The 25,740-nt window shown below is 64.8% G+C and carries 28 protein-coding genes; 15 read left to right on the top strand and 13 right to left on the bottom strand.

The window, feature by feature from the left end; all coding sequences use genetic code 11:
• Positions 1–61: 61 nt before the first annotated feature.
• Both ACZI8Q_RS17430 and ACZI8Q_RS17425 read left to right on the top strand, forming a co-directional pair.
• Entirely contained in the window at positions 62–1,642 is a 1,581-nt protein-coding gene (locus ACZI8Q_RS17430) for an FAD-binding oxidoreductase (protein ID WP_463374903.1), read from the top strand.
• Positions 1,639–2,538, top strand: coding sequence for a diacylglycerol kinase (locus ACZI8Q_RS17425; RefSeq protein ID WP_463374826.1), 900 nt, complete (start codon positions 1,639–1,641; stop codon positions 2,536–2,538). The genes ACZI8Q_RS17430 and ACZI8Q_RS17425 overlap by 4 nt, the downstream gene beginning before the upstream one ends.
• Before the next feature lie 8 nt (positions 2,539–2,546).
• Here ACZI8Q_RS17425 and ACZI8Q_RS17420 read toward each other — a convergent pair whose 3' ends face one another.
• Genes ACZI8Q_RS17420 through ACZI8Q_RS17405 form a run of 4 tightly spaced genes read right to left on the bottom strand, consistent with a single transcriptional unit; the run spans position 2,547 to position 4,999 of the window.
• The gene (locus ACZI8Q_RS17420; RefSeq protein ID WP_463374825.1) at positions 2,547–2,930 is read right to left on the bottom strand and encodes an RNA-binding S4 domain-containing protein; all 384 of its coding nucleotides are present in this window, start codon (positions 2,928–2,930) and stop codon (positions 2,547–2,549) included.
• 18 nt (positions 2,931–2,948) lie between these two features.
• Positions 2,949–3,983, bottom strand: a complete 1,035-nt coding sequence (locus ACZI8Q_RS17415; RefSeq protein ID WP_463374824.1) for an aldo/keto reductase — start codon at positions 3,981–3,983, stop codon at positions 2,949–2,951.
• On the bottom strand, positions 3,980–4,414 hold the full coding sequence (locus ACZI8Q_RS17410; RefSeq protein WP_463374823.1) for a MerR family transcriptional regulator: 435 nt from the start codon (positions 4,412–4,414) through the stop codon (positions 3,980–3,982). Before ACZI8Q_RS17410 ends, ACZI8Q_RS17415 begins: the two co-directional genes overlap by 4 nt.
• 54 nt (positions 4,415–4,468) lie before the next feature.
• Positions 4,469–4,999, bottom strand: a complete 531-nt coding sequence (locus tag ACZI8Q_RS17405) for a MarR family winged helix-turn-helix transcriptional regulator (RefSeq protein WP_463374822.1) — start codon at positions 4,997–4,999, stop codon at positions 4,469–4,471.
• 101 nt (positions 5,000–5,100) lie between these two features.
• On the opposite strand from ACZI8Q_RS17405, the gene ACZI8Q_RS17400 reads away from it, so the two are divergent.
• Together ACZI8Q_RS17400 and ACZI8Q_RS17395 are read left to right on the top strand one after the other, a co-directional pair.
• Positions 5,101–6,036: an EamA family transporter gene (locus ACZI8Q_RS17400; RefSeq protein WP_463374821.1), complete on the top strand. Its 936-nt coding sequence runs from the start codon at positions 5,101–5,103 to the stop codon at positions 6,034–6,036.
• Positions 6,036–6,671: an NAD(P)-dependent oxidoreductase gene (locus tag ACZI8Q_RS17395; RefSeq protein ID WP_463374820.1), complete on the top strand. Its 636-nt coding sequence runs from the start codon at positions 6,036–6,038 to the stop codon at positions 6,669–6,671. Before ACZI8Q_RS17400 ends, ACZI8Q_RS17395 begins: the two co-directional genes overlap by 1 nt.
• Here the strand turns inward: ACZI8Q_RS17395 and ACZI8Q_RS17390 are convergent.
• Complete coding sequence (locus ACZI8Q_RS17390) at positions 6,668–7,318, bottom strand: SDR family oxidoreductase (protein ID WP_463374819.1); 651 nt, start codon at positions 7,316–7,318, stop codon at positions 6,668–6,670. The genes ACZI8Q_RS17395 and ACZI8Q_RS17390 overlap by 4 nt on opposite strands.
• Positions 7,319–7,357: 39 nt before the next feature.
• Complete coding sequence (locus ACZI8Q_RS17385; protein WP_463374818.1) at positions 7,358–8,347, bottom strand: LLM class flavin-dependent oxidoreductase; 990 nt, start codon at positions 8,345–8,347, stop codon at positions 7,358–7,360.
• A 275-nt stretch (positions 8,348–8,622) separates the two neighbouring features.
• Here ACZI8Q_RS17385 and ACZI8Q_RS17380 point away from each other — a divergent pair, with 275 nt between their 5' ends.
• Complete coding sequence (locus ACZI8Q_RS17380) at positions 8,623–9,066, top strand: DoxX family protein (protein ID WP_463374817.1); 444 nt, start codon at positions 8,623–8,625, stop codon at positions 9,064–9,066.
• Positions 9,067–9,130: 64 nt separating this feature from the next.
• Here the strand turns inward: ACZI8Q_RS17380 and ACZI8Q_RS17375 are convergent, their stop codons facing one another.
• The 4 genes from ACZI8Q_RS17375 to ACZI8Q_RS17360 all read right to left on the bottom strand — a co-directional run bounded on the left by ACZI8Q_RS17375 (position 9,131) and on the right by ACZI8Q_RS17360 (position 13,755).
• Entirely contained in the window at positions 9,131–9,979 is an 849-nt protein-coding gene (locus tag ACZI8Q_RS17375) for a 3-hydroxybutyryl-CoA dehydrogenase (RefSeq protein WP_463374816.1), read from the bottom strand.
• A 78-nt stretch (positions 9,980–10,057) separates the two neighbouring features.
• Positions 10,058–11,218, bottom strand: coding sequence for an acyl-CoA dehydrogenase (locus tag ACZI8Q_RS17370; protein WP_463374815.1), 1,161 nt, complete (start codon positions 11,216–11,218; stop codon positions 10,058–10,060).
• Positions 11,219–11,351: 133 nt separating this feature from the next.
• Complete coding sequence (locus tag ACZI8Q_RS17365) at positions 11,352–12,062, bottom strand: TetR family transcriptional regulator (RefSeq protein WP_463374814.1); 711 nt, start codon at positions 12,060–12,062, stop codon at positions 11,352–11,354.
• A gap of 55 nt (positions 12,063–12,117) precedes the next feature.
• A complete protein-coding gene (locus ACZI8Q_RS17360; protein WP_463374813.1) occupies positions 12,118–13,755 on the bottom strand; it encodes an AMP-binding protein in 1,638 nt (545 codons plus the stop codon).
• Between the two features lie 144 nt (positions 13,756–13,899).
• Between ACZI8Q_RS17360 and ACZI8Q_RS17355 the strand changes: the two genes are divergently transcribed.
• Positions 13,900–14,751 carry a helix-turn-helix transcriptional regulator gene (locus tag ACZI8Q_RS17355; protein ID WP_463374812.1) on the top strand — a complete coding sequence of 284 codons (852 nt, stop codon included), beginning with the start codon at positions 13,900–13,902 and terminating at the stop codon, positions 14,749–14,751.
• Between the two features lie 8 nt (positions 14,752–14,759).
• Here the strand turns inward: ACZI8Q_RS17355 and ACZI8Q_RS17350 are convergent, their stop codons facing one another.
• The gene (locus tag ACZI8Q_RS17350; RefSeq protein WP_463374811.1) at positions 14,760–15,443 is read right to left on the bottom strand and encodes an exonuclease domain-containing protein; all 684 of its coding nucleotides are present in this window, start codon (positions 15,441–15,443) and stop codon (positions 14,760–14,762) included.
• 287 nt (positions 15,444–15,730) lie between these two features.
• Here ACZI8Q_RS17350 and ACZI8Q_RS17345 point away from each other — a divergent pair, with 287 nt between their 5' ends.
• From ACZI8Q_RS17345 to ACZI8Q_RS17330, 4 genes are read left to right on the top strand one after another with little or no spacing between them, the layout of a single operon-like run.
• Complete coding sequence (locus tag ACZI8Q_RS17345) at positions 15,731–15,934, top strand: hypothetical protein (protein WP_463374810.1); 204 nt, start codon at positions 15,731–15,733, stop codon at positions 15,932–15,934.
• Positions 15,935–15,973: 39 nt separating this feature from the next.
• Positions 15,974–16,129: a hypothetical protein gene (locus ACZI8Q_RS17340; protein WP_463374809.1), complete on the top strand. Its 156-nt coding sequence runs from the start codon at positions 15,974–15,976 to the stop codon at positions 16,127–16,129.
• Between the two features lie 41 nt (positions 16,130–16,170).
• A complete protein-coding gene (locus tag ACZI8Q_RS17335; RefSeq protein WP_463374808.1) occupies positions 16,171–17,217 on the top strand; it encodes an ATP-dependent DNA ligase in 1,047 nt (348 codons plus the stop codon).
• A complete protein-coding gene (locus ACZI8Q_RS17330; RefSeq protein WP_463374807.1) occupies positions 17,217–18,245 on the top strand; it encodes a DNA polymerase domain-containing protein in 1,029 nt (342 codons plus the stop codon). The genes ACZI8Q_RS17335 and ACZI8Q_RS17330 overlap by 1 nt, the downstream gene beginning before the upstream one ends.
• 22 nt (positions 18,246–18,267) lie before the next feature.
• Here ACZI8Q_RS17330 and ACZI8Q_RS17325 read toward each other — a convergent pair whose 3' ends face one another.
• Positions 18,268–19,542 carry a flavin monoamine oxidase family protein gene (locus ACZI8Q_RS17325; protein WP_463374806.1) on the bottom strand — a complete coding sequence of 425 codons (1,275 nt, stop codon included), beginning with the start codon at positions 19,540–19,542 and terminating at the stop codon, positions 18,268–18,270.
• 120 nt (positions 19,543–19,662) lie between these two features.
• On the opposite strand from ACZI8Q_RS17325, the gene ACZI8Q_RS17320 reads away from it, so the two are divergent.
• The 5 genes from ACZI8Q_RS17320 to ACZI8Q_RS17300 all read left to right on the top strand — a co-directional run bounded on the left by ACZI8Q_RS17320 (position 19,663) and on the right by ACZI8Q_RS17300 (position 23,691).
• A complete protein-coding gene (locus ACZI8Q_RS17320) occupies positions 19,663–20,178 on the top strand; it encodes a DUF6764 family protein (RefSeq protein ID WP_463374805.1) in 516 nt (171 codons plus the stop codon).
• A gap of 75 nt (positions 20,179–20,253) precedes the next feature.
• Positions 20,254–20,475, top strand: coding sequence for a dodecin (locus ACZI8Q_RS17315; RefSeq protein ID WP_463374804.1), 222 nt, complete (start codon positions 20,254–20,256; stop codon positions 20,473–20,475).
• 86 nt (positions 20,476–20,561) lie between these two features.
• Positions 20,562–22,241: an FAD-dependent oxidoreductase gene (locus tag ACZI8Q_RS17310; RefSeq protein WP_463374803.1), complete on the top strand. Its 1,680-nt coding sequence runs from the start codon at positions 20,562–20,564 to the stop codon at positions 22,239–22,241.
• 143 nt (positions 22,242–22,384) lie between these two features.
• Positions 22,385–23,338 carry a L,D-transpeptidase gene (locus ACZI8Q_RS17305; protein ID WP_463374802.1) on the top strand — a complete coding sequence of 318 codons (954 nt, stop codon included), beginning with the start codon at positions 22,385–22,387 and terminating at the stop codon, positions 23,336–23,338.
• A gap of 26 nt (positions 23,339–23,364) precedes the next feature.
• Positions 23,365–23,691: a YnfA family protein gene (locus tag ACZI8Q_RS17300; RefSeq protein WP_463374801.1), complete on the top strand. Its 327-nt coding sequence runs from the start codon at positions 23,365–23,367 to the stop codon at positions 23,689–23,691.
• 99 nt (positions 23,692–23,790) lie between these two features.
• Here the strand turns inward: ACZI8Q_RS17300 and ACZI8Q_RS17295 are convergent, their stop codons facing one another.
• Positions 23,791–25,740, bottom strand: coding sequence for a M13 family metallopeptidase (locus ACZI8Q_RS17295; protein WP_463374800.1), 1,950 nt, complete (start codon positions 25,738–25,740; stop codon positions 23,791–23,793).

Raw genomic sequence — 25,740 nt, 5'->3', positions numbered from 1 at the left:
ATTAGATGAATGTGTAACACTATGGGGCATGACGAGCGATCAGTTGGCAGACCGTCCCCCGATGCAATGGGATCGGTGGGGTGACCCGGACAAGCGTAAGGTCCTGTCGGACGGCGTGAAGGGGCTTTTGCAGCAAGCGCTCGGAGTCGTGCCCGCCGAGGGCGGCAACATCGCATCTGGGGCCGCGGTCCTGACCCGATCCGCGCTGACCGACCAGCAGCTTGCCGGGCTGGCAGCGGTCGTAGGCGACGACTACGTCAGTACCGCCCACGACGACCGGCTGCTGCGCGCCGGCGGCAAGAGCACACTCGATCTCCTCCGCCGCCGGAGCACCGAAGCGCAGAACGCTCCCGACGCCGTCGTGGTCCCCGGTTCCGACGACGAGGTTGCCCGTGTCCTCACCTACGCGAGCGAGAATGCGATCGCGGTCGTTCCGTTCGGTGGCGGCACCAGCGTCGTCGGTGGTCTCGATCCGGTACGAGACCGCTTCGACGCCGTCATCTCACTCGATCTGCGCCGTTTCGATGCGTTGTCGGACCTCGATACCGAGTCCGGGATCGCAGTCCTCGGGGCAGGACTCACCGGCCCCCGCGCCGAGGACCTGCTCCGTGAGCAGGGCTATTCGCTCGGCCACTTCCCGCAGAGCTTCATGTTCGCCACGATCGGCGGATTCGCCGCGACCCGCTCGTCCGGTCAGGCGTCTGCCGGCTACGGCCGGTTCGAGGACATGGTGCAGGGGCTACGCGTGGTGACCCCCACCGGCTCCATCGATACCGGGCGTGCGCCGGCGTCCGCCGCCGGACCGGATCTTCGCGAGCTGTTCGTCGGTTCCGAAGGCACTCTCGGCGTCATCACTCAGGTTCGGGTGCGGGTCCATCCCGTCCCGGAAACGACTGTGCGCGAGGGATGGAACTTCCCCGATTTCGCCACCGGTGCCGCTGCCTTGCGTGCGCTCGTGCAGGCAGGCACGGTGCCGACCGTGCTGCGCCTGTCCGACGAGGCCGAGACCGGCGTCAACCTGGCCACCACCGAGAAGATCGGTGAAGACTCCGTGACCGGCGGATGCCTGTCCATCACGACGTTCGAGGGAACGGCGGAACACACTGCGGAGCGAGCCGAGGAAGCACGAGCGGTCTTGAAGGCACACGGCGGAACATCCCTGGGCGTCGAACCCGGAAACGGCTGGGAACACGGCCGGTTCGATGCCCCCTATCTGCGCGATTCGCTGCTGGACGCGGGCGCGCTGTGCGAGACCCTCGAGACGGCGACCAACTGGGGCAACCTCGACAACCTCAAGGTGGCGGTCACCACCGCGCTGACGACCGTGTTGTCCGATCAGGGCACCCCTCCGCTGGTAATGTGCCACATCTCCCACACCTATCTCACCGGCGCGTCCCTGTACTTCACGGTGGTGTGTGGACAGACTGATGACCCGATCGCGCAGTGGGGCAAGGCCAAGACCGCGGCGTCGGATGCGATCATTGCCGCAGGCGGAACCATCACCCACCACCACGCGGTCGGTGTCGACCACAAGCCTTGGATGCGCGGCGAGATCGGCGACGTCGGTGTGCGCGCACTGCGCGCGATCAAGGACGAGCTCGACCCGGCCGGAATCCTCAACCCGGGGAAGCTGATTCCATGATCGAAAAGGTAACGGTACTCATCAACCCGCTCTCGGGGCACGGGCATGGGCCCGTCGCGGGACGTAAAGCGGTCGCACGTCTGCGGGAGCGCGGAATCGGCGTCACCGAGATCATCGGTACCGACGCGCAGGACGCGCGGCAAGCGGCAGAGCGTGCGATCGCCGAGGGCACCGATGCGCTCGTCGTCGTCGGCGGTGACGGTGCGATCAGCATCGCGCTGCAGGCGGCCGCGCAGTCGGGCACTCCCATCGGACTCGTGCCGGCCGGCACCGGCAACGATCATGCCCGCGAATTCGGTATCCCCGTGGGTGATCCGGCGGCCGCAGCCGACGTCATCGCGGACGGTGAAGTGCGGTCCTCGGACCTCGCGAGGATCACTCTCGAAGACGGCACCGACGTGTGGGCGGGAACAATCGTTGCCAGTGGGTTCGACTCGCTGGTCACCGAGCGTGCAAATCGGATGACGTGGCCGAAGGGTCGTATGCGCTACAACCTCGCCATGGTTGCCGAACTCGCTCGACTGCGCCCTCTCCCGTACACCATCGAGTTGGACGATCGGACCCTGGAGTTGGACGCGACGCTCGTCGCGGTCGGCAACGGGCGTTCGTACGGCGGCGGCATGCAGATCTGCCCGAACGCCGACAAGACGGACGGGATGCTCGATCTCACCGTGGTCGGACACGGCAGCCGCCTACGGCTGGTGCGGTTCTTCCCACTGGTATTCAAGGGAACTCACGTGAACCTGCCGGAAGTGCAGACGTTCCGCACCAGGAAGGTGGTGCTGCGTTCCGAAGGCATCACGGCCTATGCGGACGGTGACAAGGTCGGCCCCTTGCCGATCACGATCGAGGCCGTGCCGGAAGCTTTGCGCATTCTCAGCCGCCGGCAGGCCTGAGACTCCGGCTAGAGACCGCGGAGTCGGTCGATCTCCCTGCGTTCACGCTTGGTGGGTCGGCCGGCCCCACGATCGCGTTTCGGGACGGTCGCGAGTAGCTCACGTGGTGGAGGCGGCGGTGTTTCGTCCCGGTAGCACTCGGCTGCGATGGGTGCGCCCACCCGTTTGGTGAGAGTGCGGACCACCACCACGATGCGCTCGGTGCCGCCACCGCGAATACGAACCTCGTCGCCCATCCGTACAGGTGTGGACGCCTTGGCGGTGGTCCCGTTCACCCGAACGTGCCCCGACTTGCACGACGCCGCAGCCTGGGAGCGGGTTTTGAACAGGCGCACCGCCCAGGTCCAGCTGTCCACGCGGACGGTCGAGGGGCCGGCGCCGAGAGTGGTCATCGTTTCAGGATACGAAAGTCACTCTCGACCCGCCGAGATCCATTGCGGTCCGTTGAAGGTCAGGTTCCGGCCGCCGGTCACCAGATCGGCCGCACGGTCGAGCATCGCCATGTGGTCGTCGGTGAGCCTCAACCCGTCCGCGCGTGCGTTCTCGTCCACTCGTGTGGCCCGGCGTGTGCCGGGGATCGGTGCAACCGGAAGGCCCCGCCGTCTTCCCTGCTCCAACAACCAGGCAAGGGCCACCTGTGCGGGGGAAACGGCAACCTCGTCTGCCACGGCGCGTACCACGTCGACGACGGCGCCGTTGGCCTCGAAGTTCTCGTCGAACCGTGGCTGTCCCTTGCGCACCGAGCCCAACACGCTCTCTTTGGTCAGCGTGCCGGTGAGAAATCCGCGGCCGAGCGGCGAATAGGGCACGAAGCCCGAACCCACCTCGATCGCGGCAGGCACGACGTGGCGTTCGACGTCCCGCGACCAGATGCTCCATTCGCTTTGTACGGCGGAGATCGGATGCACGGCTGCGGCAGCGCGAAGCTCGTCACCGGTCACCTCGGACAGCCCGAGATGCCGCACTTTGCCCTCGTGAACGAGTTCGGCCATCGCGCCGACGGTCTCCTCGATCGGCTGATCGAGGTCACGCCGATGCATGTAGTAGAGGTCGATGACGTCGGTGCCGAGCCTGCGGAGGGAGGCCTCACACGCCGCCCGCACATAATCGCGATCACCGCGGGTCGGGGTCTCGCCGGGCTGGTCGCCGATCTTGCCGGTGATCCCGAACTTGGTCGCCAGCTGGACCTCGTCCCGTCGGGTGCGCAGCACCTCCGCGATCAACTCTTCGTTGGTGCCGGCGGGCCCGGTGGTGCCCGGCCGCGGCTGGCCGTACACGTCCGCAGTGTCGATGAAAGTGACACCGATGTCGAGGGCATGGTGGAGGGTGCGTCGCGCCTCGGCAGGGTCGGTGGGTCCGTAGACATGGCTCAGCGCCATCCCGCCGAAGCCGATGCGACTGACCTGAAGCCCATGGCCGAGTTCGATGGTCGATACCTGACTCATGCGGAATCTCCTTGTCGTTCGAGGGTGGTGCGGTCGACGATCGGTGTGTTGTCGCAGTCCAGGCCGAGGTCGATTAGTCCGCGGTAGTGCTCGATCTTGTTGTCGATCGCTCCGAGGTCCTGATCGAGTTGATCGAGTTGGGCGAGAACCCGTTCACGGTGACCGCGGAGAAGTGCCATCCGGCGCCCGTGACTGGCTGCCCCCTCCTCGATGAGCGCGAGGAACCACCGGATGTCTGCGACCGGCATACCGGTACGGCGTAGTCGAACGATCAGCTGAATGATCTGCAGCGATGCGTCGTCGTATCGTCGACGTCCGTCACTGCCTCGTTCGACGCGTGGGATCAGACCTTCACGTTCATACCAGCGGAGCGTGTCATGGGTCAGTCCGGTTGCTTCGGAAACCTGCGCGATGCCCAGTGCGGTCGTCATGGGTACCGACGCTAGGCGCTGGAGTGCGCTCCAGCGCAAGTCAGCATCGTCGGGTCACGGACTCGCTTCGTCGGAGTGCGCGTCTCCGTGTTCTACCAGCAGCTTCTTCAGCAGTGCGGCCAGCGTGTCGCGTTCGGTCGTCGTCAGTGCTGCGAGGAAGTTCTCCTCGTTGGCGACGTGCTCGACAAGGGCGTTGTCGAGAACCTCGCGCCCTTCGTCGGTGAGGGCCACAAGAACGGTTCGCCGGTTCGCCGGGTCGACCACTCGTGTGACCAGCGACTTCGCGACGAGGCGATCGAGTCGATTCGTGATCGCCCCGGACGTGCGCATCGCCTGATCTGCAAGGCGCCCGGCCGTGAGCCCGTGCCGCTGCGGGTCTGTACGCCGCAGTGTGGCGAGGATGTCGAACTCGCCGGCTTGCAGGTCGTGGCGCGCGAACACCGTCTGGAGTGCGCGTTCGGAGATCTTTGTGAGCCGGGACAGCCGACCGAGTACGCCCATTGCGGAGACGTCGAGGTCTGGTCTCGCCACTGCCCACTGAGCGAGCCGTCCGTCGACCGCGTCGCGCGGTTCGGTGTCGTCCATCCAACCCGCCCCTTCAAATCTCTCAATATTGAATAGTTTGACGTTGATACGTATGCGCGCTACCTTACAGGTAAGGCAACCGTTCAACGTTAAGAGATTGTATGGGTATCGCCAGAGTCGCAGTTCTCACCGGAACGGCCCCTGTCGTATGGGGGACCACGTATGTGGTGACCTCCGAAATGTTGCCCGCCGACCAACCGCTGTTCGCTGCGCTTCTACGCGCGCTACCGGCCGGGCTGGTGGCGCTCGCGATCACCCGCACCTTGCCCACCGGATCCTGGTGGTGGAAATCCGCCGTGCTCGGCGCTCTCAACATCGGGTTCTTCTTCCCGCTGTTGTTTCTCGCTGCCTATCGCCTGCCCGGTGGTATCGCCGCCACCCTCAATGCGACTCAACCGCTGGTCGTTGCCGTCGTCGCGGCGGGAATCGGCGTGGAACTCTTCTCCGTCCGCAGGTTCGCGTGGGGACTGGTGGGTGTCGCAGGGGTGGCCTTGGTCGTCGTGACCGCGTCGGCTTCCCTCGACCTCGTCGGCGTGCTCGCGGGTACGGCCGGTGCAGCCTCGATGGCGCTGGGTGTCACGCTGATCAAACGGTGGGGGTGCCCGCCGGAGATCGGCCCGATGACCTTCGCGGGGTGGCAACTCACCGCCGGTGGAATCGTCCTGCTGCCCATGATGATTGCGCTGGAAGATGTGCCGAGTTCGTGGACGGCCGAAAGTGTCGCGGGATATGCCTGGCTGGGCATAGTCGGCGGACTGCTCGCGTACACGATCTGGTTCTCGGGAATCGGCCGGATGCCCGTCACCTCGGCGGCCGCGCTCGGGCTCCTGTCACCCCTGACTGCGGCGGCGCTCGGAGTCGTCCTGCTCGAGCAGTTGTTGACGGCCTGGCAGATCGTCGGATTCGCGCTGGCGCTGGCCGCGATCGTCGGCGCACAACTGGTCCCGTCGCGTGTACCGGCCACGACGTTCGTAGGTAGTCAGAAGTCCGTAATTGGTCAGAAGCGCGTGGAAGTCACTGTTGGAGAGGGAAAGTAATGAGAATCGTCGTCGTGGGAGCTACCGGCTCTACCGGATCGCGTATCGCCGCAGAAGCAGTGCGCCGCGAGCATGTCGTCACCGGGGTGGCGAGAACGAGTCGCCGTGTAGACCGGCTGCCCCCGTCAGTGGACGTGCTGGCCGTGGACGCCACCGAGACCATCGTCCTCGCCGAACTGTTCGCGCAACACGACGCTGTCGTCGCGGCAACACGTCCGGATCCGGGTGACGAATCATCGGTATCGAGTACGACGATGTCACTGCTGGACGCGGCGGCTTCCGCCGATCGGCCGATCATCGTGGTGGGTGGCGCAGGCCCGCTTCTCGTACCGCTGCCCGACGAGCACCTGGTCGTCGACGACTCGCGGTACGTCGGCGTGGGGTGGCGTCACAGTGCGATGGCGAGCGTCGAGCAACTCGACGTGTGCCGCGATCACCGCGCGCGGTGGCGGTACCTCAGCCCCCCGGCAACGCTCGAGCCGGGCGAGCGAACCGGGTCGTACCGGTCCGGCACGACCCGACTGCTCACCACGGGCGACGGTGACTCTCGAATCTCGATGGAGGACCTGGCTGTTGCTGTCGTGGATGCGATCGAGGCGCCCACGGATCAACGGCATTTCACCGTCGCGAACTAGGCTCCCGCTACCGCGTCGGCGATGGGGGTGTCGCCGTTGTTGAACTCGATGGTCTTTCCGATGGTGGCCGCGGTGTCGAGGACGTGAGCTGCGACGTGGGCGACGTCCGCTCGCGATACCTCGCCCTTGCCGGTGTCCGGTCCGAGCGCGATCTTGCCGGTCGGTTCGTCCAGAGTGAGGGCACTGGGGCCGAGGACGGTCCAGTCGAGGCCGGATTCACGCAGGTACTTGTCCGCGGCCGCCTTCGCTTCGGCGTACGGAAAGAAGCTGCTGTCGCTCGGCACTCCGTGATCGACGCTCGCGCCGAAGTACGAGACCATCACGTACCGCTTGACGTTCGCCGTCTTCGCGGCGTCGACGGACCGAATCGCGGCATCACGGTCGACGGCATAGGTGCGGTCGGGATTGCCGCCACCTGCACCCGCCGACCACACGAGGGCGTCGTGGCCGCGAATCTTGTCCGCGATCTTCTCTGTGCTCAGATTCTCGACGTCGGCGACGACGGGAGTTCCGCCCGCTTCACGAACATCGGCTTCGTGATCGGGGTTGCGGATCAGCGAGCTCACCTCGTGACCCTGTCCGCTGAGGATGCGTGTCAGGTGCAAAGCAATCTTGCCGTGCCCTCCGACGATGGCGATCTTCGACATGTGCATTCCTTTCGGTCGTGGGTTGTTCTCGGCCGTGGGTTATACCGAAACGAGGTCTGTTGCCTCCGCGAGCAATTGCAGGGAGCGAAGTCGCCCTTCTCGGCGAGGCGCGGACGATGCAACGATCAACTCGTCGGCGTCGGCATGTTTCGCGAATCGCTCGACATAGTCCTTCACCTCCGTCGGAGTGCCGACCGCGGAGTATTTCGTCATCTGCAGAACCTGCTGCCCTGCAGGGCTTTCGAGAACCATGTCCGCTTCTGCGTCGGTGAACTTGCGCTCTCGGGCGAGCAGAAGATTGACGCGCTGACGCTTCGCTTCCTGGAACGCGCTGAGCGCTTCGTTGGTGGTGTCTGCGGCAATCACGTTGAGTGCGGCGATGACGTGCGGTTCGGCAAGCTGCTCCGACGGCTGGAACTCGCGGCGGTAGATGGCGACGGCATCTTCGAGTGCGTTCGGCGCGAAATGGGAGGCGAACGCGTACGGCAATCCGAGCATCGCGGCGAGTTTCGCGCCGAACAAGGAGGAGCCGAGGATGTACAGCGGGACGTTCGTTCCCTTGCCGGGAATCGCGTCGATGCCCGGGATGCGTGACTTGCCGGCCAGGTAGGCCTGCAATTCCAGCACGTCCTGCGGGAAGCTGTCGGCGGATGCCGGGTCACGGCGCAGTGCGCGCATCGTCTTCTGATCGCTGCCGGGAGCGCGCCCCAAGCCGAGGTCGATACGACCGGGATGCAGGGTTTCGAGTGTGCCGAACTGTTCGGCGATCGTCAGTGGTGCATGGTTCGGGAGCATGATGCCGCCGGCGCCGAGCCGGATCTTCTCCGTGTGGGCCGCGACGTGCGCGATCAAAACGCTGGTCGCCGACGACGCGATGGACGACATGTTGTGGTGCTCCGCGTACCAAATCCGCTGATAACCCCACTCCTCGGCATTCTGGGCGGTCTCGACCGAGGCGCCGAAGCTTTCCCGTGCCGTTTCGCCGGGACCGATCAGCGCAAGGTCGAGAATGGAGAGGGGGACAGCCACGGCGGTGCCAGCCTTTCGTTTGGAGTGGACGAGATGAACAACAGTCGGGCACCCCTTTTTGATTCCCCCACCCCCCGACCAATGTCACACGGGTTCAGCTCACGCGAACCGCTGTGACATTCGTCGAGGAAACGGGGGCGTGAACCCGAAACTTAGTTGAAGGTTCAACGTTATTTCGATACGCTCGGTCACATCCTGGAGAAGTGCACATGAGTGTGCGCCGGGGTCCCCACACGAGACATGCGCCTCGCGCGCATCGACGAAAGGCGAAGCGCATGACAGAAAGCACGACTGCTCGGAACATCGGGTTGCTGATCGGACGAATCGGTATCGGCGCCGTCTTTCTCGCTCACGGCCTCCAGAAGGTCCGCAACGGCCACGGTGCGATGAGCAGCGGATTCGAGAACATGGGAGTCCCTCTTCCGGACGTGTCCGCGTTCCTCGTCACCTGGCTCGAGGTCCTCGGCGGCATCGCCCTGATAGTGGGGGCGCTCGTCCCGGTCGTCGGCGCGCTCTTGGTGGTTGTCATGGCCGGCGCCTACTTCTTCACGCACGCAGACAACGGACTCTGGGTCTCGGACGGCGGATACGAGTTCGTCCTCGCGCTCGGTGCCGCGTCCCTGATACTGGCAGTGGTCGGTGCGGGCCGCTTCAGCCTCGACGGACTCCTCGGCGCGAAACTGCCTTACAACCGAAAGAGCGCCCCTGTCCGCTCGTGACGAGCAGGAGGGGCGCCCTCTCTGGTTCGATTCTGCCTATCAGGCTCGGGTGGTGCGGCGAGGGCTACTCGTACGAGTAGAAACCCTGACCGGACTTCTTGCCCAGGTGCCCGGCTTCCACCTTGCGGCGCAGCAGCGGCGGGGGAATCAGGTGCGGTTCACCGAACTCGTCGTACAGAGACTGCGCTGCGGCGAGGGTGATGTCCAAGCCGACCGTGTCGATCAGCGTCAGCGGGCCCATCGGGTAGCCGCAGCCGCCCTTCATGGCCGCGTCGATGTCCTCGGCCGTCGCGTATCCCGACTCGAGCATCCGTACGGCCGACGTGAGGTACGGGATCAGCAGGGCGTTGACGATGAATCCGGCGCGGTCGCCTGCGCGAACGGCCTTCTTGCCCAGCGTGTTCGCCGCGAAGTCCATCACCGCAGTGACGGTCTCCTCCGAGGTGGTGAGTGCGACGACGATCTCCACCAACGGCATTACCGGCACCGGGTTGAAGAAGTGAACGCCCACCACCTGGCCCGGACGTTCGGTGGCGCCGGCCATCTTGATGACCGGGATGGACGACGTGTTGGTCGCCAGGATGCCGGACGGCTTCACGATCTTGTCGAGCTTGCCGAACAGTTCGAGCTTGAGCGACTCGATTTCCGGTGCCGCTTCGATCACGAGGTCGCGGTCCGCGAAATCCTCGATGGCGAGGGTGACGTCTACGCGCGCGCGGGCGGCGTCGGCGTCCTCCTGGCTGAGCTTGCCGGACTTCACGCCTCGGGCGAGGGACTTCTCGATACGCCCGAGAGCCGCGTCCGCGAACTCCTGCTTGGTCTCGAGAATGAGGACCGAACTACCGGCCTTGACACAAACTTCGGCGATGCCGGCACCCATGGTGCCGCCGCCGATAACTCCTACGAGTTCCACAGTTCTCCTTTAACGGCCTGTGAGTGGTTAACGAGTCTCTGGACTCGTTAACCACTCACAGGCGACGAAGTCGCGCTATTACTTGAGCAGGGCGCGGGACATGACCACGCGCTGGATCTGGTTGGTGCCCTCGTAGATCTGGGTGATCTTGGCGTCGCGCATCATGCGCTCGACGGGGAAGTCGGTGGTGTAGCCGGCGCCGCCGAACAACTGCACGGCGTCAGTGGTGACCTCCATGGCGGTGTCGGAGGCGAAGCACTTCGCGGCCGCGGAGATGAACCCGAGGTTCTTCTCGCCGCGCTCGGCGCGGGCCGCCGAGGTGTACACCATCAGACGGGCAGCTTCGACCTTCATTGCCATGTCGGCGAGCATGAACTGCACAGCCTGGTTGTCGGCGATCGCACGGCCGAACTGCTTGCGGTCCTTCGTGTACTCGATCGCGGCGTCGAGTGCACCCTGCGCCAGGCCGACGGCCTGTGCGCCGATGGTCGGACGGGTGTGGTCGAGCGTCTGCAGCGCCGTCTTGAAGCCGGTGCCGGGCTCGCCGATGATGCGGTCGCCGGGGATCTTGCAGTTCTCGAAGTACAGCTCTGCGGTGGGCGAACCCTTGATGCCGAGCTTGTGCTCGAGCGGTCCGACGGTGAAGCCCTCGTCGTCCTTGTGCACCATGAACGCGCTGATGCCGTTGGCACCCTTGTCGGCGTCGGTCACGGCCATAACGGTGTACCAGGAGGACTTGCCGCCGTTGGTGATCCAGCACTTGGAGCCGTTGAGGATCCAGCCGTCGCCGTCTGCCTTCGCGCGGGTGCGCATCGCGGCTGCGTCGGAGCCTGCCTCACGTTCGGACAGCGCGTAGGACGCCATCGCCTCACCGGAAGCGAGCTGCGGGAGCACCTGCTGCTTGAGCTCCTCGGAACCGTTGAGGATCAGGCCCATCGTGCCCAGCTTGTTGACTGCGGGGATCAGCGAGGACGAACCACAGACGCGGGCAACTTCCTCGATGACGATGCAGGTGGCAACCGAGTCGGCGCCCTGGCCGTCGTAGGCCTCGGGGACGTGGATCGCGTTGAATCCGGAGTTCACGAGCGCGGTGAGTGCTTCCTCGGGGAAGCGTGCGTTCTCGTCGACGTCCTTGGCGTGCGGCGCGATCTCCTTTTCGGAGAGTGCGCGAATCGCGGAACGCAGTTCGTCGTGCTCCTCGGCGAGCTTGAAGAGATCGAAGTCCGGATTTCCGGCCATGTGGGGTGCTCCTCTGATGGGTTTGCGGGTTCGTTGACCGCGTCGAGCCACCTCGGGCACACGTCGGCCATCCTGCGGAAGTCAACCACGGCACTGAGTGCCAGTCAAGGGGTGCGGCGGTAAACAGCCGGTATCAGCTGTCTCCGGTAGGTGTTCGGCCAGTCAGCCGGGCCTGGAGTCGACGCATGATCTCGTCGACCGGAGTCCCGGTTGGGTATGTCGCCACCAGCACAGACTCCCCGGTGAGGGTCGGATCGGCCGCTGCGACGCCGTACGTGCGGCGGACGTCGAGGAGCGCGCGGTTCAGGGCTTCGTTGGTGGCGGACTCGTCTCCGCGGGTCATGTTTCGCAAGAGGTAGTTGTGGCACGCAGTGACAGCAGCGGCGAATCCGATCACGCGTAGCACCGGCTCGTCGGGTACCGCGGACCGCAAATAGTCGACGAACAGCCGCTCGTACCGAAATCCCGTGACGATCTCGCGATCGCGTAACGCCGGCACCTGCTGGACCACCAGAAATCTACGCGCAGACAGTTCACGGTTCTCGCGGAAGCGGTCGAAGACGAGGTTGGCGGTCTCGCAAACGGCGGCCCACGGTTCCGTCGTACGAGTGGCCAGGTGTTCGCCGGCCTGCTCGAGCAGGGACTCGTGATCGGCGAAGATCACGTCCTCCTTCGACCGGAACTGGCGGAAGAACGTCCTGCGCGAGACCCCTGCCGCCGACGCGATTTGCTCCACGGTGGTCGCTTCGTAGCCGTTCTCCGAGAACAGGCGGATCGCCTGAGCGACGACGTGAACTCGAAACTCGGCGGCATCGGCTCCAGGGGTATCGGCGCGCTCGCTCATGCCGCCCAGTATTCCCTGCGGCCCGGATCACCGGACCACGCCGGGCGTAAACGTGTCATCGAGCCGAATCCGCCTCGGACTTCCGCAGTTCGTACTTGAGTACCTTCCCGGTCGGTGTTCGCGGAAGTGTGAGCGGGAAAGCGATCTCCGTGGGAACCTTGAAACGCGCCAGCAGGCCGCGGGTGTGTTCGACGATGTCGTCCACCGTCGCGGCGCGACCCTCCTTCAGGATGACGAACGCCTTGGGGCGCTCACCCCACTTTTCGTGCGGCACGCCCACCACCGCAACGTCGATCACCGCCGGGTGTTTCATGATCGCTTGCTCCACCTCGACGGTGGAAATGTTCTCGCCGCCCGAGATCACGATGTCCTTGGCGCGGTCCTTCAGCTGGATGTACCCGTCAGGGTGCATCACCCCGAGGTCGCCGGTATGAAACCAGCCGCCCGCGAAGGCTTCTTCGGTGGCCGCCGGATCTTTGTAATACCCGATCATCACATTGTTTCCGCGGAGCACGATCTCGCCCATGGTGTTGCCGTCGGCGGGCACGTCGCACATTTGCGCGTCGACGACGCGAGCGTTCTCAGCCTGCACCATTCCGACGCCCTGCCTGGACAGAAGCGTGGCACGTTCCTCAGCTGAACGATCGTCCCAGGATTCTTGGTACTCGCAGATCGTGTACGGGCCGTACACCTCGGTGAGTCCGTACACGTGCACCACAGTGATACCGAGGCCTTCCAACTGTGCGATCACCGTCGGAGCGGGCGGTGCGCCCGCGGTCGTGATCCGCATGCCGACGACGGGATGCGCTTGCGGTGCGCCGGCGATGGTGGAGCACACTGCCGGGGCACCACAGAGGTTGGTCACACCGAGTTCGTCGATGGCCTCCCAGATCGCGTCCGCCCGCACTGCGCGCAGGCATATGTGAGTGCCCGCAGCCTGCGTGACGGCCCATGGAGTGCACCATCCGTTGCAGTGGAACATCGGCAGAGTCCACAGATATTTGGTGTTACCGGTGAACCCGTTGTGGAAAGTCTCGCCCAGAGAATTGAGGTAGGCGCCACGATGTGAATACATCACGCCCTTCGGCTTGCCCGTTGTTCCCGAGGTGTAATTGATCGCGATCACCTGTTGCTCGTCGTCCACACCCCAGTGCAACGGTGCGTCGTCGAGGGTGTCGGCGGCGGCGAGCAGATCCGCGTAGTGCGCGGTGACGATCCCGGTGGGTACCTCAGGCGTGTCGATCGTGGAGTCCGTGTCGATCGTGGAGTCAGGGATCTCGACGATCTCGCGAAGACTCGGCACGTTCTGTCGGGCGGTCGACACGGAGCCGACCATCTCGGAATCGACGAACAGCAAGGTCGTCTCGGAGTGGTTCAGAATGTACTCGAGCTCGGGCCCGGCCAATCTCGAGTTCAGGGCGATCAGGACCCCTCCGGCCAACGGGACCGCGAAATGCGCGAACAGCAGTTCGGGCACGTTCGGGCAGAGGAACGCGATACGGTCGCCGGGGTTGATCCGGCTTCGGAGGACTCGCGCGAGCCGCTCCACTTCTTCGCCGAACTGCCGGTACGTGTATCGCCGGTCGCCGTGGATCACCGCTGTCCGGTCCGGGAACACGGTCGCCGACCGCTCGAGAAACCGTAGTGGGCTGAGCGGTGTGTTGTTCGCCGCCGAGAGCGTCGGTCGGGGCACTGGAACCTCCGTGTTGTAGCTGCTTGATGTGACCGGCGATGCAACGCCTCGGTCGACGTTAGCGAGAACACAATGACGCCCGGTACCCTCCGAAGTGGGTATATGTCATGGGTAGAGCAGCGAATACTGCGAAGTGAGAGTGCTGTGAAGAACACGCTGAGGCCGAGTGATCGGGACGCCCTGCGCGCCGAACTTCGTAGCTTGCAGCAGCGGACGGCGCTCCCCGTGCTCTTCGGCGGGATCGTCGACGACCGTCGTCTGACATTGTCGGGTTTCGTGGGAACGCGAAGTCGAATCCTGCGTGACCTGGTGATCGATGCCGAGTGTGGTGCAGGTGGGCGGGCTCTGGCAGAGCAAAGGCCGGTCGGCGTGCAGGACTATTCGAACGCGCGTCACATCACTCACGAATACGACTTCCAAGTGGGTCACGAGGGAATCGAGACCTTGCTGGCCGTGCCGGTTGTCGTCAGGGGTGTTACTCGGGGCGCTGTGTATGGGGGACTTCGTGCAAACCTCGCGATCGGAGACGCGGTGGCCGAGGCGATGATGCGGTCGGCTGCGGGGTTCGCGCGGGAAATCGAAATCCGCGACGAAGTCGATCGTCGAATCGCCCTTCTCGACACGGCGCAGGTGCAGCCCGCAGCGGGCTGCGACCGGAGGATCGCCGAAGGGATCACGGAGAGTTATCTGGCGTTGCGGGAACTGGCCGGTCATCTGGGCGACGATGCAGTCGGTGCACAGATTGCAGCGATCGAGATGAAGCTTCGTAGCCTCGCCGCACCCGACGTTGCCGCCACACACGTCGACCTGTCGCCACGTGAGCGAGAAGTGCTCGCGTATGTCGCGCTGGGGTGTCGCAACGCCGAAGTTGCAGAGCGGCTTTCGCTCAGTGTCGAAACCGTCAAGACCTACATGCGAAACCTCATGGCGAAACTCGATGTCAGGAGTAGGCACGAGGCCGTTGTGGAGGCACGACGGCAGGCACTCATCGCATAGGGGGACCGCTATCCGGCGGCACGTCGGATCGGCCACTCGCCGTTGACATCCGACGCATCGCGGCCCTGCCGGATCAGATACTCGGCGAAATCGGCTTGGCGCTCGGCGTGCCAGTCCGCCTGGCATCCCATGATGTCGAGTTCGCGAATCTCCGGGAAGGCGACGGCCAGCCTGTGTGCGAGCTCGGCAGCGGCGACGGCATCGGCGTGGGCTTCGTGGGCGGCATCGAGGGCGATGCCGTAATGCGCGCACATCGCGCCGAGGGTGCGTCGGCCCTTTCGATACTTGTCGAGCTCTCGATCGATCACATAGGGGTCGACGACGACACCGGTAACGAGGTCGGCGAACCCGAGTCGGATGCCTTCCCAGTGCATCAACGTCAAGTCGTAGGACGCGTTGAAAGCGACGACGACGTGGTCGCGCGCCCATGCGTCGTCCAGTGCCGCTCTGACATCTGCGTATCCCTCCCGATAGGGGAGGCCGTGCTCGCGGGCGTACTCGGTGGAGATGCCGTGCACATCCGAAGCTCCCGTGGGAATAGATACCCCGGGATCGAGTAGCCAGCTACGTGATTCGGTGTGTGCGCCGTCCGTGACAACGATCGACGCTGACACGATCCGGGCGGTGCGAGGATCACGTCCGGTCGTCTCGAGGTCGAACGCGCAGACCGGACGATCGGACCAACTGCGCATGTGGAGTCCCTTCCTTGATCTTCTGCGTTGCGAACATCAAACACCGTGCCACCGACACCGTTCTCGAGGTGGCATTTCGCAAGTACGTGTGGTGTCCGTTTTGTCGAGGTCCGATCGGTTTGCCGACGTCATTGCATGGGTACTTCCTCGACAGGACTGTAGGGAGTAGTCATGACCATCGCCTGGATCATTTCGTGATCATCGTGGTTCTGATCGTTCTCGCTCCGGTAGCGGTCTCGACGCGGACCGCGTCGCGCAACCGTAAAGGACATTGACGGAGGCCGGACATGCGTATCGCACGGATTGTGACGTTGATCGTGGTGGTGTGGCTCGTCATCGGAGCGATCGCCGTATTTCAGCGGGGATACGAGGACACGACCGCAGACTGCTCGAGCGTGGCAACGATAGCCGTCGCCGTCATCGCCGGACCGCTGAACTACCTGGGTGTCAATCCGCAGGTCGATTGCGAGGTGCCGCAACCGAGTCCGTAAGCGCAGTCGCGCAGCCCCGCACAACGGAAGGGTAGGACCGTGATCATCGTCGGTGTCATCGTGCTAGTCGTCGGTCTCTTTCTGGAGATCCCGTTACTCACGACGATCGGAACCATCCTTGCGGTCATCGGAATCGTACTGGTGGTCCTCGGTTGGCTCGGACGGGCCGTCGGAGGCCGAAAACACTGGTACTGATATCGGCTGCGATGCCATGACGTAGATGCCACTATGTAGCAGTGCATCTTCCCGTGAATCCGCCGGTTCAACCGATGCTGGCGAAGGCGGCTCCCGCGGTGCCCCCACAGTCGGAAGATCCGGCAACCTGGTCCTACGAACCCAAGTGGGACGGGTTCCGTGCGCTCATCTTCCGGGACGGTGACGAGGTGGTTCTCGGATCGCGGGGTGGCAAGGATCTGGCCCGGTACTTCCCCGAGATGGTGTCGGCCGTGCTCGCCGAGCTACCGGAGCGATGCGTCGTGGACGGCGAGCTGGTGGTGCCGGGTGTGGTGGACGGCCGGACCCGGCTCAGCTGGGAAGCCTTGTCCGAACGCATCCATCCGGCGGCGAGCCGTGTGGCGAAGTTGTCGGAGGAGACACCGTCACAGTTCATCGCATTCGATCTCCTCGCATTGGGTGATCGGGACCTGACTTCCGAAGCATTCCGGGACAGGCGGGCACTGCTGCTCGACTCGGTGGGCGGCCGTGGACCGAGCTGCCACGTCACGGCGGCAACCGAGAGCAGCGACCTGGCCACCGAATGGTTCGCGATGTTCGAAGGCGCCGGCCTGGACGGCGTCGTCGCGAAGAAGCTCGACGGCACGTATCAGCCGAACAAGCGCGACATGGTGAAGGTCAAGCATGCACGCACAGCCGACTGTGTCTTGATCGGGTACCGGCCACACAAGAACATCGACGGGGTCGGCTCATTGCTGCTGGGCTTGTACGACGGTGACACGTTGGCGATGGTGGGTGGGGCCTCCGCATTCACCGACGCGCGCCGCAGGGAATTGCTGGTCGAACTCCAGCCACTGCGCGTCGGCGACGATGTCGTTGCGGAGGGGGAGGCGACCAGGTGGCGGTCCGGGACCGACCGTAGCTGGGTCCCGCTTCGGCCCGAGTGCGTACTCGAAGTGGCGTACGACCAGATGGAAGGCGCCAGGTTCCGGCACGCGGTCAAGTTTCTGCGGTGGCGGCCGGATCGGGTGCCGGACGAATGCACATACGATCAACTGGAGGTTCCGGTGCGCTACGACCTGGCCGACGTCCTGGCAGGAGAATCGTAATGGAAGGGCCCGCAGAGGAACTCGACGTCGACGGCGTTACCGTCCGGTTGTCGAGCCCGGACAAGATCTACTACCCGGAACTGGGTGTCGACGGCGGCACGAAACGTCACCTCGTCGACTATTACCGCACGGTGGCGATGCACGGTGCGCTGATGAATGCGCTGCGGGACAGGCCTACTCACTTGCAACGGTTCCCCGATGGGGTCGAGGGTGAGGAGATCTATCAGAAGCGGGTGCCCGCGAAACGTCCCGACCACGTGGCCTCGTGTGAAGTGACGTTTCCGTCCGGCCGGAAGGCGGATGTGCTGAGGGTGTGCAGTGCGGCAGACATCGTGTGGGCAGCCAACCTGGGCAACATCACCTTCCATCCGTGGGCGGTGCGATGCCCCGACGTGGATCATCCGGACGAGCTGCGCATCGACCTGGACCCGCAGCCGGGCACCGGATTCGACGACGCCCGCGCGATCGCGCTCGACGTGATGCGCCCGCTGCTCGACGAACTGGGATTGATCGGCTTCCCGAAGACCTCGGGCGGGCGGGGCCTGCACGTGTACATCCGTATCGAACCGCGGTGGGATTTCATCGAGGTGCGGCGCGCGGGCATCGCGTTGGCGCGTGAGATCGAGCGACGCAGTGGCAACCGCGCGACAACGTCCTGGTGGAAGGAAGAACGAGGCGAACGCATCTTCCTCGACTTCAATCAGAACGCGCGGGACAAGACCATCGCCTCGGCCTACTCGGCGCGCAAGACCCCCATTGCCACCGTGTCGACGCCGCTCACCTGGGACGAGTTGGTGGATGCGTCGCCGGACGATTTCACCATCGCCACGGTGCCCGGTCTGTTGGACCGGCGGGGCGACCCGATGTCGACACTGGACGACGTCGCGCACTCGTTGGACGGCCTCCTCGAGATGGCGGAGCGTGATACGGCGAACGGCCTCGGCGACCTGCCGTATCCGCCCAACTACCCGAAAATGCCGGGGGAACCGAAACGGGTTCAGCCGAGCCGTGACCGGGATCGGAAATAGACGAGTCTCGTTGTCCGTCAGGTCACGCGCGCATCAAGGCAGCGGAAGCTGCGGTGGCCGCTCGGTTGCCGCTTTCGACGGCACCTTCCATGTTGTTGGGCCAGCTACTGCGTTCGGCCCCGGCGAAATCGATCAGCCCGTACCCGGTTGCCAGGTGGCGCCCGAGACGGGACAGCTGACCCGGGCGGAAACCGATGTCGCAGCCACCGATCGCGGGATGGGCGGACCAGCGGTAGACCTGCGGATCGCGTAGGTGGTGTGATTCGGCCTCGTAGCAGTCGGCGAGGTCGGCGATCAGGTCGTCGTCGTTCGCGTCGTCGTGTTCCGGGAGCACGAACCCGGTAATGCGTGTTTCGTTGCGCCAGGCCGCGCCGAGGGGGCTCCCGCCCAGTGCAAGAACGTGGCGGGGTCGGTGACCGTGCGGCAAGAGGGCGGTCACCTTCGTCGAGGGTGGTATGCGCAGTTCGTCGAGGCCGGCGAGATCGGTGGGCAGGCCCGGTTCGAAGGCGATGGGCGCCTTGGTGTCGAGCGCCCCGGTGACGATTGCGCGGCGGCTGCGATACACGTCGCCGGTGGTGTGGATGGTTGCGCCGTCGTCTCTCTGCTCGATTCGCGTCACTGTGCAATTCGTCCGTATGCGTCCGGAAAGTGCGTCTGCGAGAGCCAGTGCGATGGTTTGGGTTCCACCGACGACGCGGGCGGCGAATGTCGTCCGGATCATGGCGACCGGCCCGCCACCTCGGGCACACCACCACACGACCTGCAGCAGCGACAATTCGTCGACCGGTGTGCCGGTCAGCATCGACACGACACCGGCGAGGTAGGTGTACAGATCGCCGCGGACCCCGTTGTCGCGTAGCCACTCGCCGAACGAGATTCGATCCAACTGGGCCGACCGGGGGCTGTCCCACGGGCGCTGCGGATCGATGTGGCGCGCCAGCTGTCGGAGTCGCCACAACACCCGAACAGCGGTGAATTCCTCATGCACCCGCAGCGAGCGCCCGACCCGATACCGGTCGGCGGCCCGCCAGAGGATCGGCCTTCCGAGCATTCGCGCCGGTTCGATGGTGAGGCCCAGCTCCTGGATCAAAGCCCGCAAGTGGGTGTGCCGTGGCCCCAGCCACTCCGCCCCGAAGTCGACAACACACCCGTCAAGGGTCTCGGAACGGGTACGCCCGCCGACACGGTCCGATGCCTCCAGGACCACAACGTCCACTCCCTGGGTGTGCAGTCGGTAAGCCGCGCTCAGCCCCGAGAGGCCGGCGCCGACGATCACAACGTCCGATTCGGTGCCCACAGCTTCGCACTATCCTCTTTCCGGCCAGCAAACCCAACGTGACACCGGTTCAGTTGGTGTGAACGAATGTGACATTCGTTGTGGGTGGGGAAGTTACCTCGATCACGTACTCTCAGGCGCATGTACCGTTCGACAGCACAGGGTGCCGGACTCGTGTTGGGCATCGCGACAGCAACCATGGGTGCGCTACTGATCGCACCGAGTGCTGCGTCTGCCCAACCCCTCACCTGCGTGCAACCACCGGGCGGCGAGACGGTCGTCATCGACGGCGAAGCTGCATGCGGAGCGAAAAGTGATCGTTTCGGTGCCGCGGCCGCGCTGGGTAACGCCGGAGTGGGATTCGCGCAGGCCGCAGCATCGGGTGCGGCCCTCGGGATCGGCCATGCCGGCGGCACAGGTGCCGCAGAGGCGGCTCGCGGACTGGTGGCTGCTGTCGCGATCGGGCCGCAGAGTGTCGCCATCGGCGTCGTCGACCAGCCAGGAGTGGCTCTCGCCCTGAGTGGACCGAACGGCCGCTCGTTCGTCGGTGCCGACAACAGGCGGATCTTGTGCGAGGGAGGTTTGTCCGCTGCGGTCAACTTCGCCGCAGGTCAAGCGTGTTTCAGTAACGGTGCCGCCAGCTGGTACACGCCCTGATCTCGAGTTCGATCGAAAAACGGTCCCCAGGGCCGGAAAGTACGGGCCGCAGGCCCCCGACGAAGGGAAATGATCATGGCAGATCACGTCTACAGAGTCGTGGAGATCGTGGGATCCTCCACGGAAGGAACCGATGCGGCGATCCGCAACGCAGTCTCCCGGGCGAACGAGACCGTGCGCAACCTCGAGTGGTTCGAGGTGACGGAAACCCGTGGTCACATCGACGGTGGGTCCGTTGCGCACTTCCAGGTGACGGTGAAGGTCGGTTTCCGGGTGGAACCGGGCGACCAGGTGTAGCCGTCGACTCGTTATCGCCTAAAAGTGCAACACGTTATAGTCTGGGGGTAGGCAAGTGACGTAGCGCACAGGCAGGGGAACGAACCGTGACATATGTGATTACGCAGCCATGCTGCAACGATGCGTCGTGCGTGGACGTGTGCCCGGTCAACTGCATTCATCCCACGCCCGACGAGAAGCCGTTCGCGACGACGGAGATGCTCTACATCGACCCCGGTACCTGCATCGATTGCGGTGCATGTGTCGAAGAATGCCCAGTCGACGCGATCTACGCGGACAACGAATTGCCCGAAGAGGACGAGGACTACCTCGCGATCAACGAGCAGTACTTCACCAAGCATCCGATCGGCCCCGACTGGCCGGACGTCGTCAAGCCCGTGTCGATTCCGGCGGATCTCGGCACGCTGCACGTCGCAATCATCGGTTCGGGACCGGCTGCCTGCTATGCCGCGATGGAGTTGACGGCAAAGCCGCGCATCGAGGTCGACATGTTCGACCGGCTGCCGACCCCGTACGGCCTGGTCCGGGCCGGCGTCGCCCCCGATCATCCGGGTACGAAGGGGGTCACCGATCAGTTCCGCTCGGCGGTCGGCCGGCGCAACGTCCGGTGCCACTTCAACGTGGAGGTCGGCCAAGCGCTCACCCACGACGACCTCCTGGCACACCATCACGCCGTGATCTACGCAGTGGGGGCGGCAGGCGATCGCACACTCGGGATCCCCGGTGAGGAACTGGACGGTAGTTATGCAGCAACCGAGTTCGTGGCCTGGTACAACGGTCACCCCGACTACGCCGATCGCGAGTTCGATCTCAGTGGCGAACGTGCGGTGATCGTCGGAAACGGCAACGTCGCGCTCGACGTGGCGCGCATTCTGATCACCGAACCCGACGAACTCGCCAAGACCGACCTTGCTGAGCACGCCCTCGAAGCGCTCCGCAAGAGCAACATCAAAGAAGTGGTGATCCTCGGACGTCGTGGCCCGGCCCAGGCGGCCTACACGAACCCCGAACTCCTGGCACTCGGCCGTATGCCCGATGTGGACATCGTCGTCGACCCGGACGATGCCGTCCTCGACTCCGAGAGTCGCGCCTTCGTCGACAGCGACGACGCAGAACCCTCGGTGAAGCTCAAGGTCTCGCAGGTCGAGGGCTTCGCGAAGCGCACACCGGACCCGTCACGCAAGAGGATCGTCCTGCGCTATCTCGCCTCGCCGGTCGAGTTCGTCGGCAACGGGAAGGTCGAGTCGGTTCGGATCGCGAAGAACGAGATGGTGCGCGACGATTCCGGTCGCCTCACCGCACGTGGCACCGAGGAGACCGAGGAACTCGAAACCGGGCTCGTGCTGCGGTCCATCGGGTACCGCGGCACCCCCGTGGCCGATGTTCCGTTCGACGACCAGCGTGGCGTGATTCCCAACGAGAACGGTCGCGTCATCGACCCCTCGACCGGTGAGCCGGTGGCCGGTGTCTACGTGGCCGGATGGATCAAGCGCGGACCGACCGGTGTGATCGGAACCAACAAGTACTGCTCGGCCGAGACGGTCACGATGCTCGTGGACGACTTCGTGGCGGGCCGTCTTCACGCTCCGGACAACCGTGATGCGCTCGACGAACTGATCGCGCAGCGGGCTCCCGACCGGGTCGATTTCCAAGGGTGGCAGCGCATCGACAAGGCGGAACGGGCCGAAGGAAAAGCGACGGGACGCCCGCGCCTGAAGCTGATCAGCGTCGAGAGCATGCTCGAAGCGGCTCGCGCGGATACCTGAGCAGCTGCTTCGGGATGTAACGGCTACTCCGGCATGTAACGGAGAAATTGCTAGTGCGGCGTCGTGTGTGTGTTAATGACACGGAGCGGTAACGATTGCGTCGGGGGCACCGCGAGCAATACGTCGTCGAACAAGGGTGGACAATGCGAAAGAACCTCAACGGTGGAACGACGCGTGGACGTTGGACATCGCGCGTGGCCTTGGCGGCTGCCGGACTCGTAGCCTCGGGATTGGCATTCACCGTCCCGGCCCAAGCAGCGCCGCTGTTCCCCGGAGGCCCCGAAATTCCGCAACTGCCCAGCCTGCCGGCCGTCCCGGGGTTGCCGGAGATGCCCGCTATACCGGGTTTGCCGGCGATTCCAGGTCTGCCGTCCGAGCTCCAGCAGGCTCCCGCGAACTTCTCGACACCGTCGCTGAACCCCGGCAACGGCGAGGTCGTGGGTGTTGCGCAGCCCATCATCATCACCTTCGACGAGCCGATCGGGGACCGCGGCACCGCGGAGCGTGCCATCACGGTCACGTCGAATCCTGGCGTTGCGGGTTCCTTCTACTGGACCAGTGACAGCCAGGTGCGCTGGAAGCCGGCCGAGTTCTGGCCGGCACACACCCAGGTGACGGTGCGAGCAGGGGACGCCACCTCGAACTTCTCGATCGGTGATTCCGTCATCACCACCGCCGACGATGCGACCAAGACGATCACCGTCACCCGCAACGGCGAGGTCGTGCGGACCATGCCCACGTCGATGGGTAAGCCCGGCCACGAGACGCCCAACGGCACTTACATCGTCGGCGAGAAGTTCCGGGACATGTACATGGACTCCTCCACCTACGGTGTCCCGATCGACTCGCCCGAGGGCTACCGCACGTTCGTGGAGTACGCGACCCGCATCTCGTACAGCGGAATCTTCGTGCACGCAGCACCGTGGTCCGTCGGCGCGCAGGGCAACACCAACGTCAGTCACGGTTGCCTGAACGTCAGCACCGAGGATGCCAAGTGGTTCTTCGAGCACTCGCAGAAGGGTGACCCGGTCGTCGTCCGTAACACTGCCGGTGGTGTGCTCAGCGGTGCGGACGGTCTGGGCGACTGGAACCGCTGACCTGACGCGCTGCCATACTGCCCGTCATGACGGTGCTTCGTTCGGTTGTTCTGTTCGCCATCGCCGCCCTGTTCGAGATCGGGGGCGCTTGGCTGGTGTGGCAAGGGGTTCGTGAGCACCGCGGCTGGCTGTGGATCGGCCTCGGGGTCATCTCGCTGGGCATCTACGGGTTCGTGGCGACTCTGCAGCCGGACGCCAACTTCGGCCGGATTCTCGCCGCGTACGGCGGTGTGTTCGTCGCCGGGTCGTTGCTCTGGGGTGTGGTGATGGACGGATTTCGACCCGACCGGTGGGACATCACAGGTGCACTCCTGTGCCTGATGGGCGTCGGCGTCATCATGTACGCCCGCTGACCCGAACACACCTCTCCGGGGCGCCCTCCCCCCCATTTTCGACGAATGTCACACACGTTCAGCTCGCGCGAACGGGTGTGACATTCGTCGGGTAGGCGGTTACCAGATCTTGACGCGCTGGTCGGGCTCCAAGTACAGGGCGTCGCCGGGATTCACGTCGAACGCCTCGTGGAAGGTGTCGAGGTTGCGCACCACACCATTGCAGCGGAATTCCGGTGGCGAATGCGGGTCGATCGCCAAGCGACGGATCGCCTCGGCCTCGCGAGCCTTGGTGCGCCACACCTGTGCCCAACCGAAGAAGACACGCTGAATCCCGGTGAGCCCGTCGATAACCGGCGGTTCCTGACCATCGGTGGCGATTCGGTAGGCAGCGATGGCGATGGACAGCCCGCCGAGATCGCCGATGTTCTCACCGATCGTGAACTCGCCGTTGACCTTGTGCCCGGGCAGGCCCTTGGGCTCGAACTCGTTGTACTGCTCGATCAGCGCCTTGGTGCGCTTGCCGAACTCGGTGCGGTCGTCGTCGGTCCACCAGTCGACCATGTTGCCGTCGCCGTCGTATTTGGCGCCCTGATCGTCGAACCCGTGTCCGATTTCGTGTCCGATGACCGCGCCGATCCCGCCGTAGTTGGCAGCGTCGTCGGCGCCCGGATCGAAGAACGGAGGCTGCAGAATCGCTGCCGGGAAGACGATTTCGTTCATCCCGGGGTTGTAGTAGGCGTTGACGGTCTGCGGCGTCATGAACCATTCGTCGCGGTCGACGGGGCCACCCAGCTTGTTCATGTCGCGGTCGTATTCGGCTGCATACCCGTTGCGGTAGTTGCCCACCAGGTCGCCCGCGGAGATCTCGATACCCGAGTAGTCACGCCACTTGTCGGGGTAGCCGATCTTCGGGGTGAACTTCTCGAGCTTGCGAAGTGCCGCCTCGCGGGTCGCCGGGCTCATCCATTCGAGTTCGGAGATGTTGCGCCGGTACGCCTCTTGCAGGTTGGTCACCAGTTCCTGCATGCGTGCCTTGGAGTCGGCAGGGAAATGGCGTTCGACGTACAGCTTCCCGACTGCCTCGCCGAGGAGATCCTGAACCAGCGACACTCCGCGCTTCCACCGTTCGCGGTTCTTCTCGGTGCCGGTGAGGGTGGTGCCGTAGAACGCGAAGTTCTCGTCCACCAGGGCGGCGGTCAGGTACGGCGCGCGCGAGTGGACGATGCGCCACGTCGCCCAGGCTTTCCAGGAGTCCAACGGTTCCGATTCCCACAATGTGGCGAAGGTGGTGAGGAAGTCGGGCTGCCCTACGACGACCTCCGCGAACTGTTTCTCTGTGGCCCCCAGTGCCGAGATCCACGCATTCCAGTCGAACTCGGACGGAAGAGCGTCCAAAGCACGAAGGTTGTAGGTCAGATCGGCGTCGCGGCGCTTCACGACGTCCCAATGACCTGCCGCGATCTTCGTCTCGAGATCGAATACCGTCTGGGCGTCGTACGAGAGGCCGGCCAGTTCGAACATCGTGCGAATGTGGCCGACGTACGCGGTGCGGATCGCCGCGTGAGCGTCTTCGCGGTAGTACGACTCGTCGGGCAGCCCGATGCCGGACTGGCTCAGATGCACCACGTACCGCGACGAATCCTTGGCGTCGGTGTCGACGTAGTGGCCGATGCCGCCGCCGACGCCGGTGCGCTGCAGACGTCCGAGTACGGCTGCCAACTGCGAGGCGTTTTCCGCACCGGATACCGCGGCCAACTCGTCGGCGATCGGGCCGAGCCCCGCCGCCGAGACAGCCTCTTCGTTCATGAAGCTCGAATACAGGTCGCCGATCCGCTGGGCGTCCGTTCCCGGCTCTGCCCCCGATTCCGCAGCTTCGGTGATGATGGTTTGTACGTCGACCTCGGCTTTGTCGTACAGCGTGCGGAACGCGCCGTCGACCGCGCGGTCGGCAGGAATCGTGTACTGCTCGAGCCAAGTTCCGTTGACGTGGACGAACAGGTCGTCCTGGGCGCGGGTCGTGTCGTCGAGATGGGCGAGGTCGATGCCGGAGTGTTCAGCCGTGGTCAT

The sequence above is a fragment of the Rhodococcus quanlei genome, assembly GCF_055231015.1.
The sequence above is the reverse complement of the archived record's forward strand: the minus strand, read 5'-3'. Positions and strand labels throughout refer to the sequence as shown.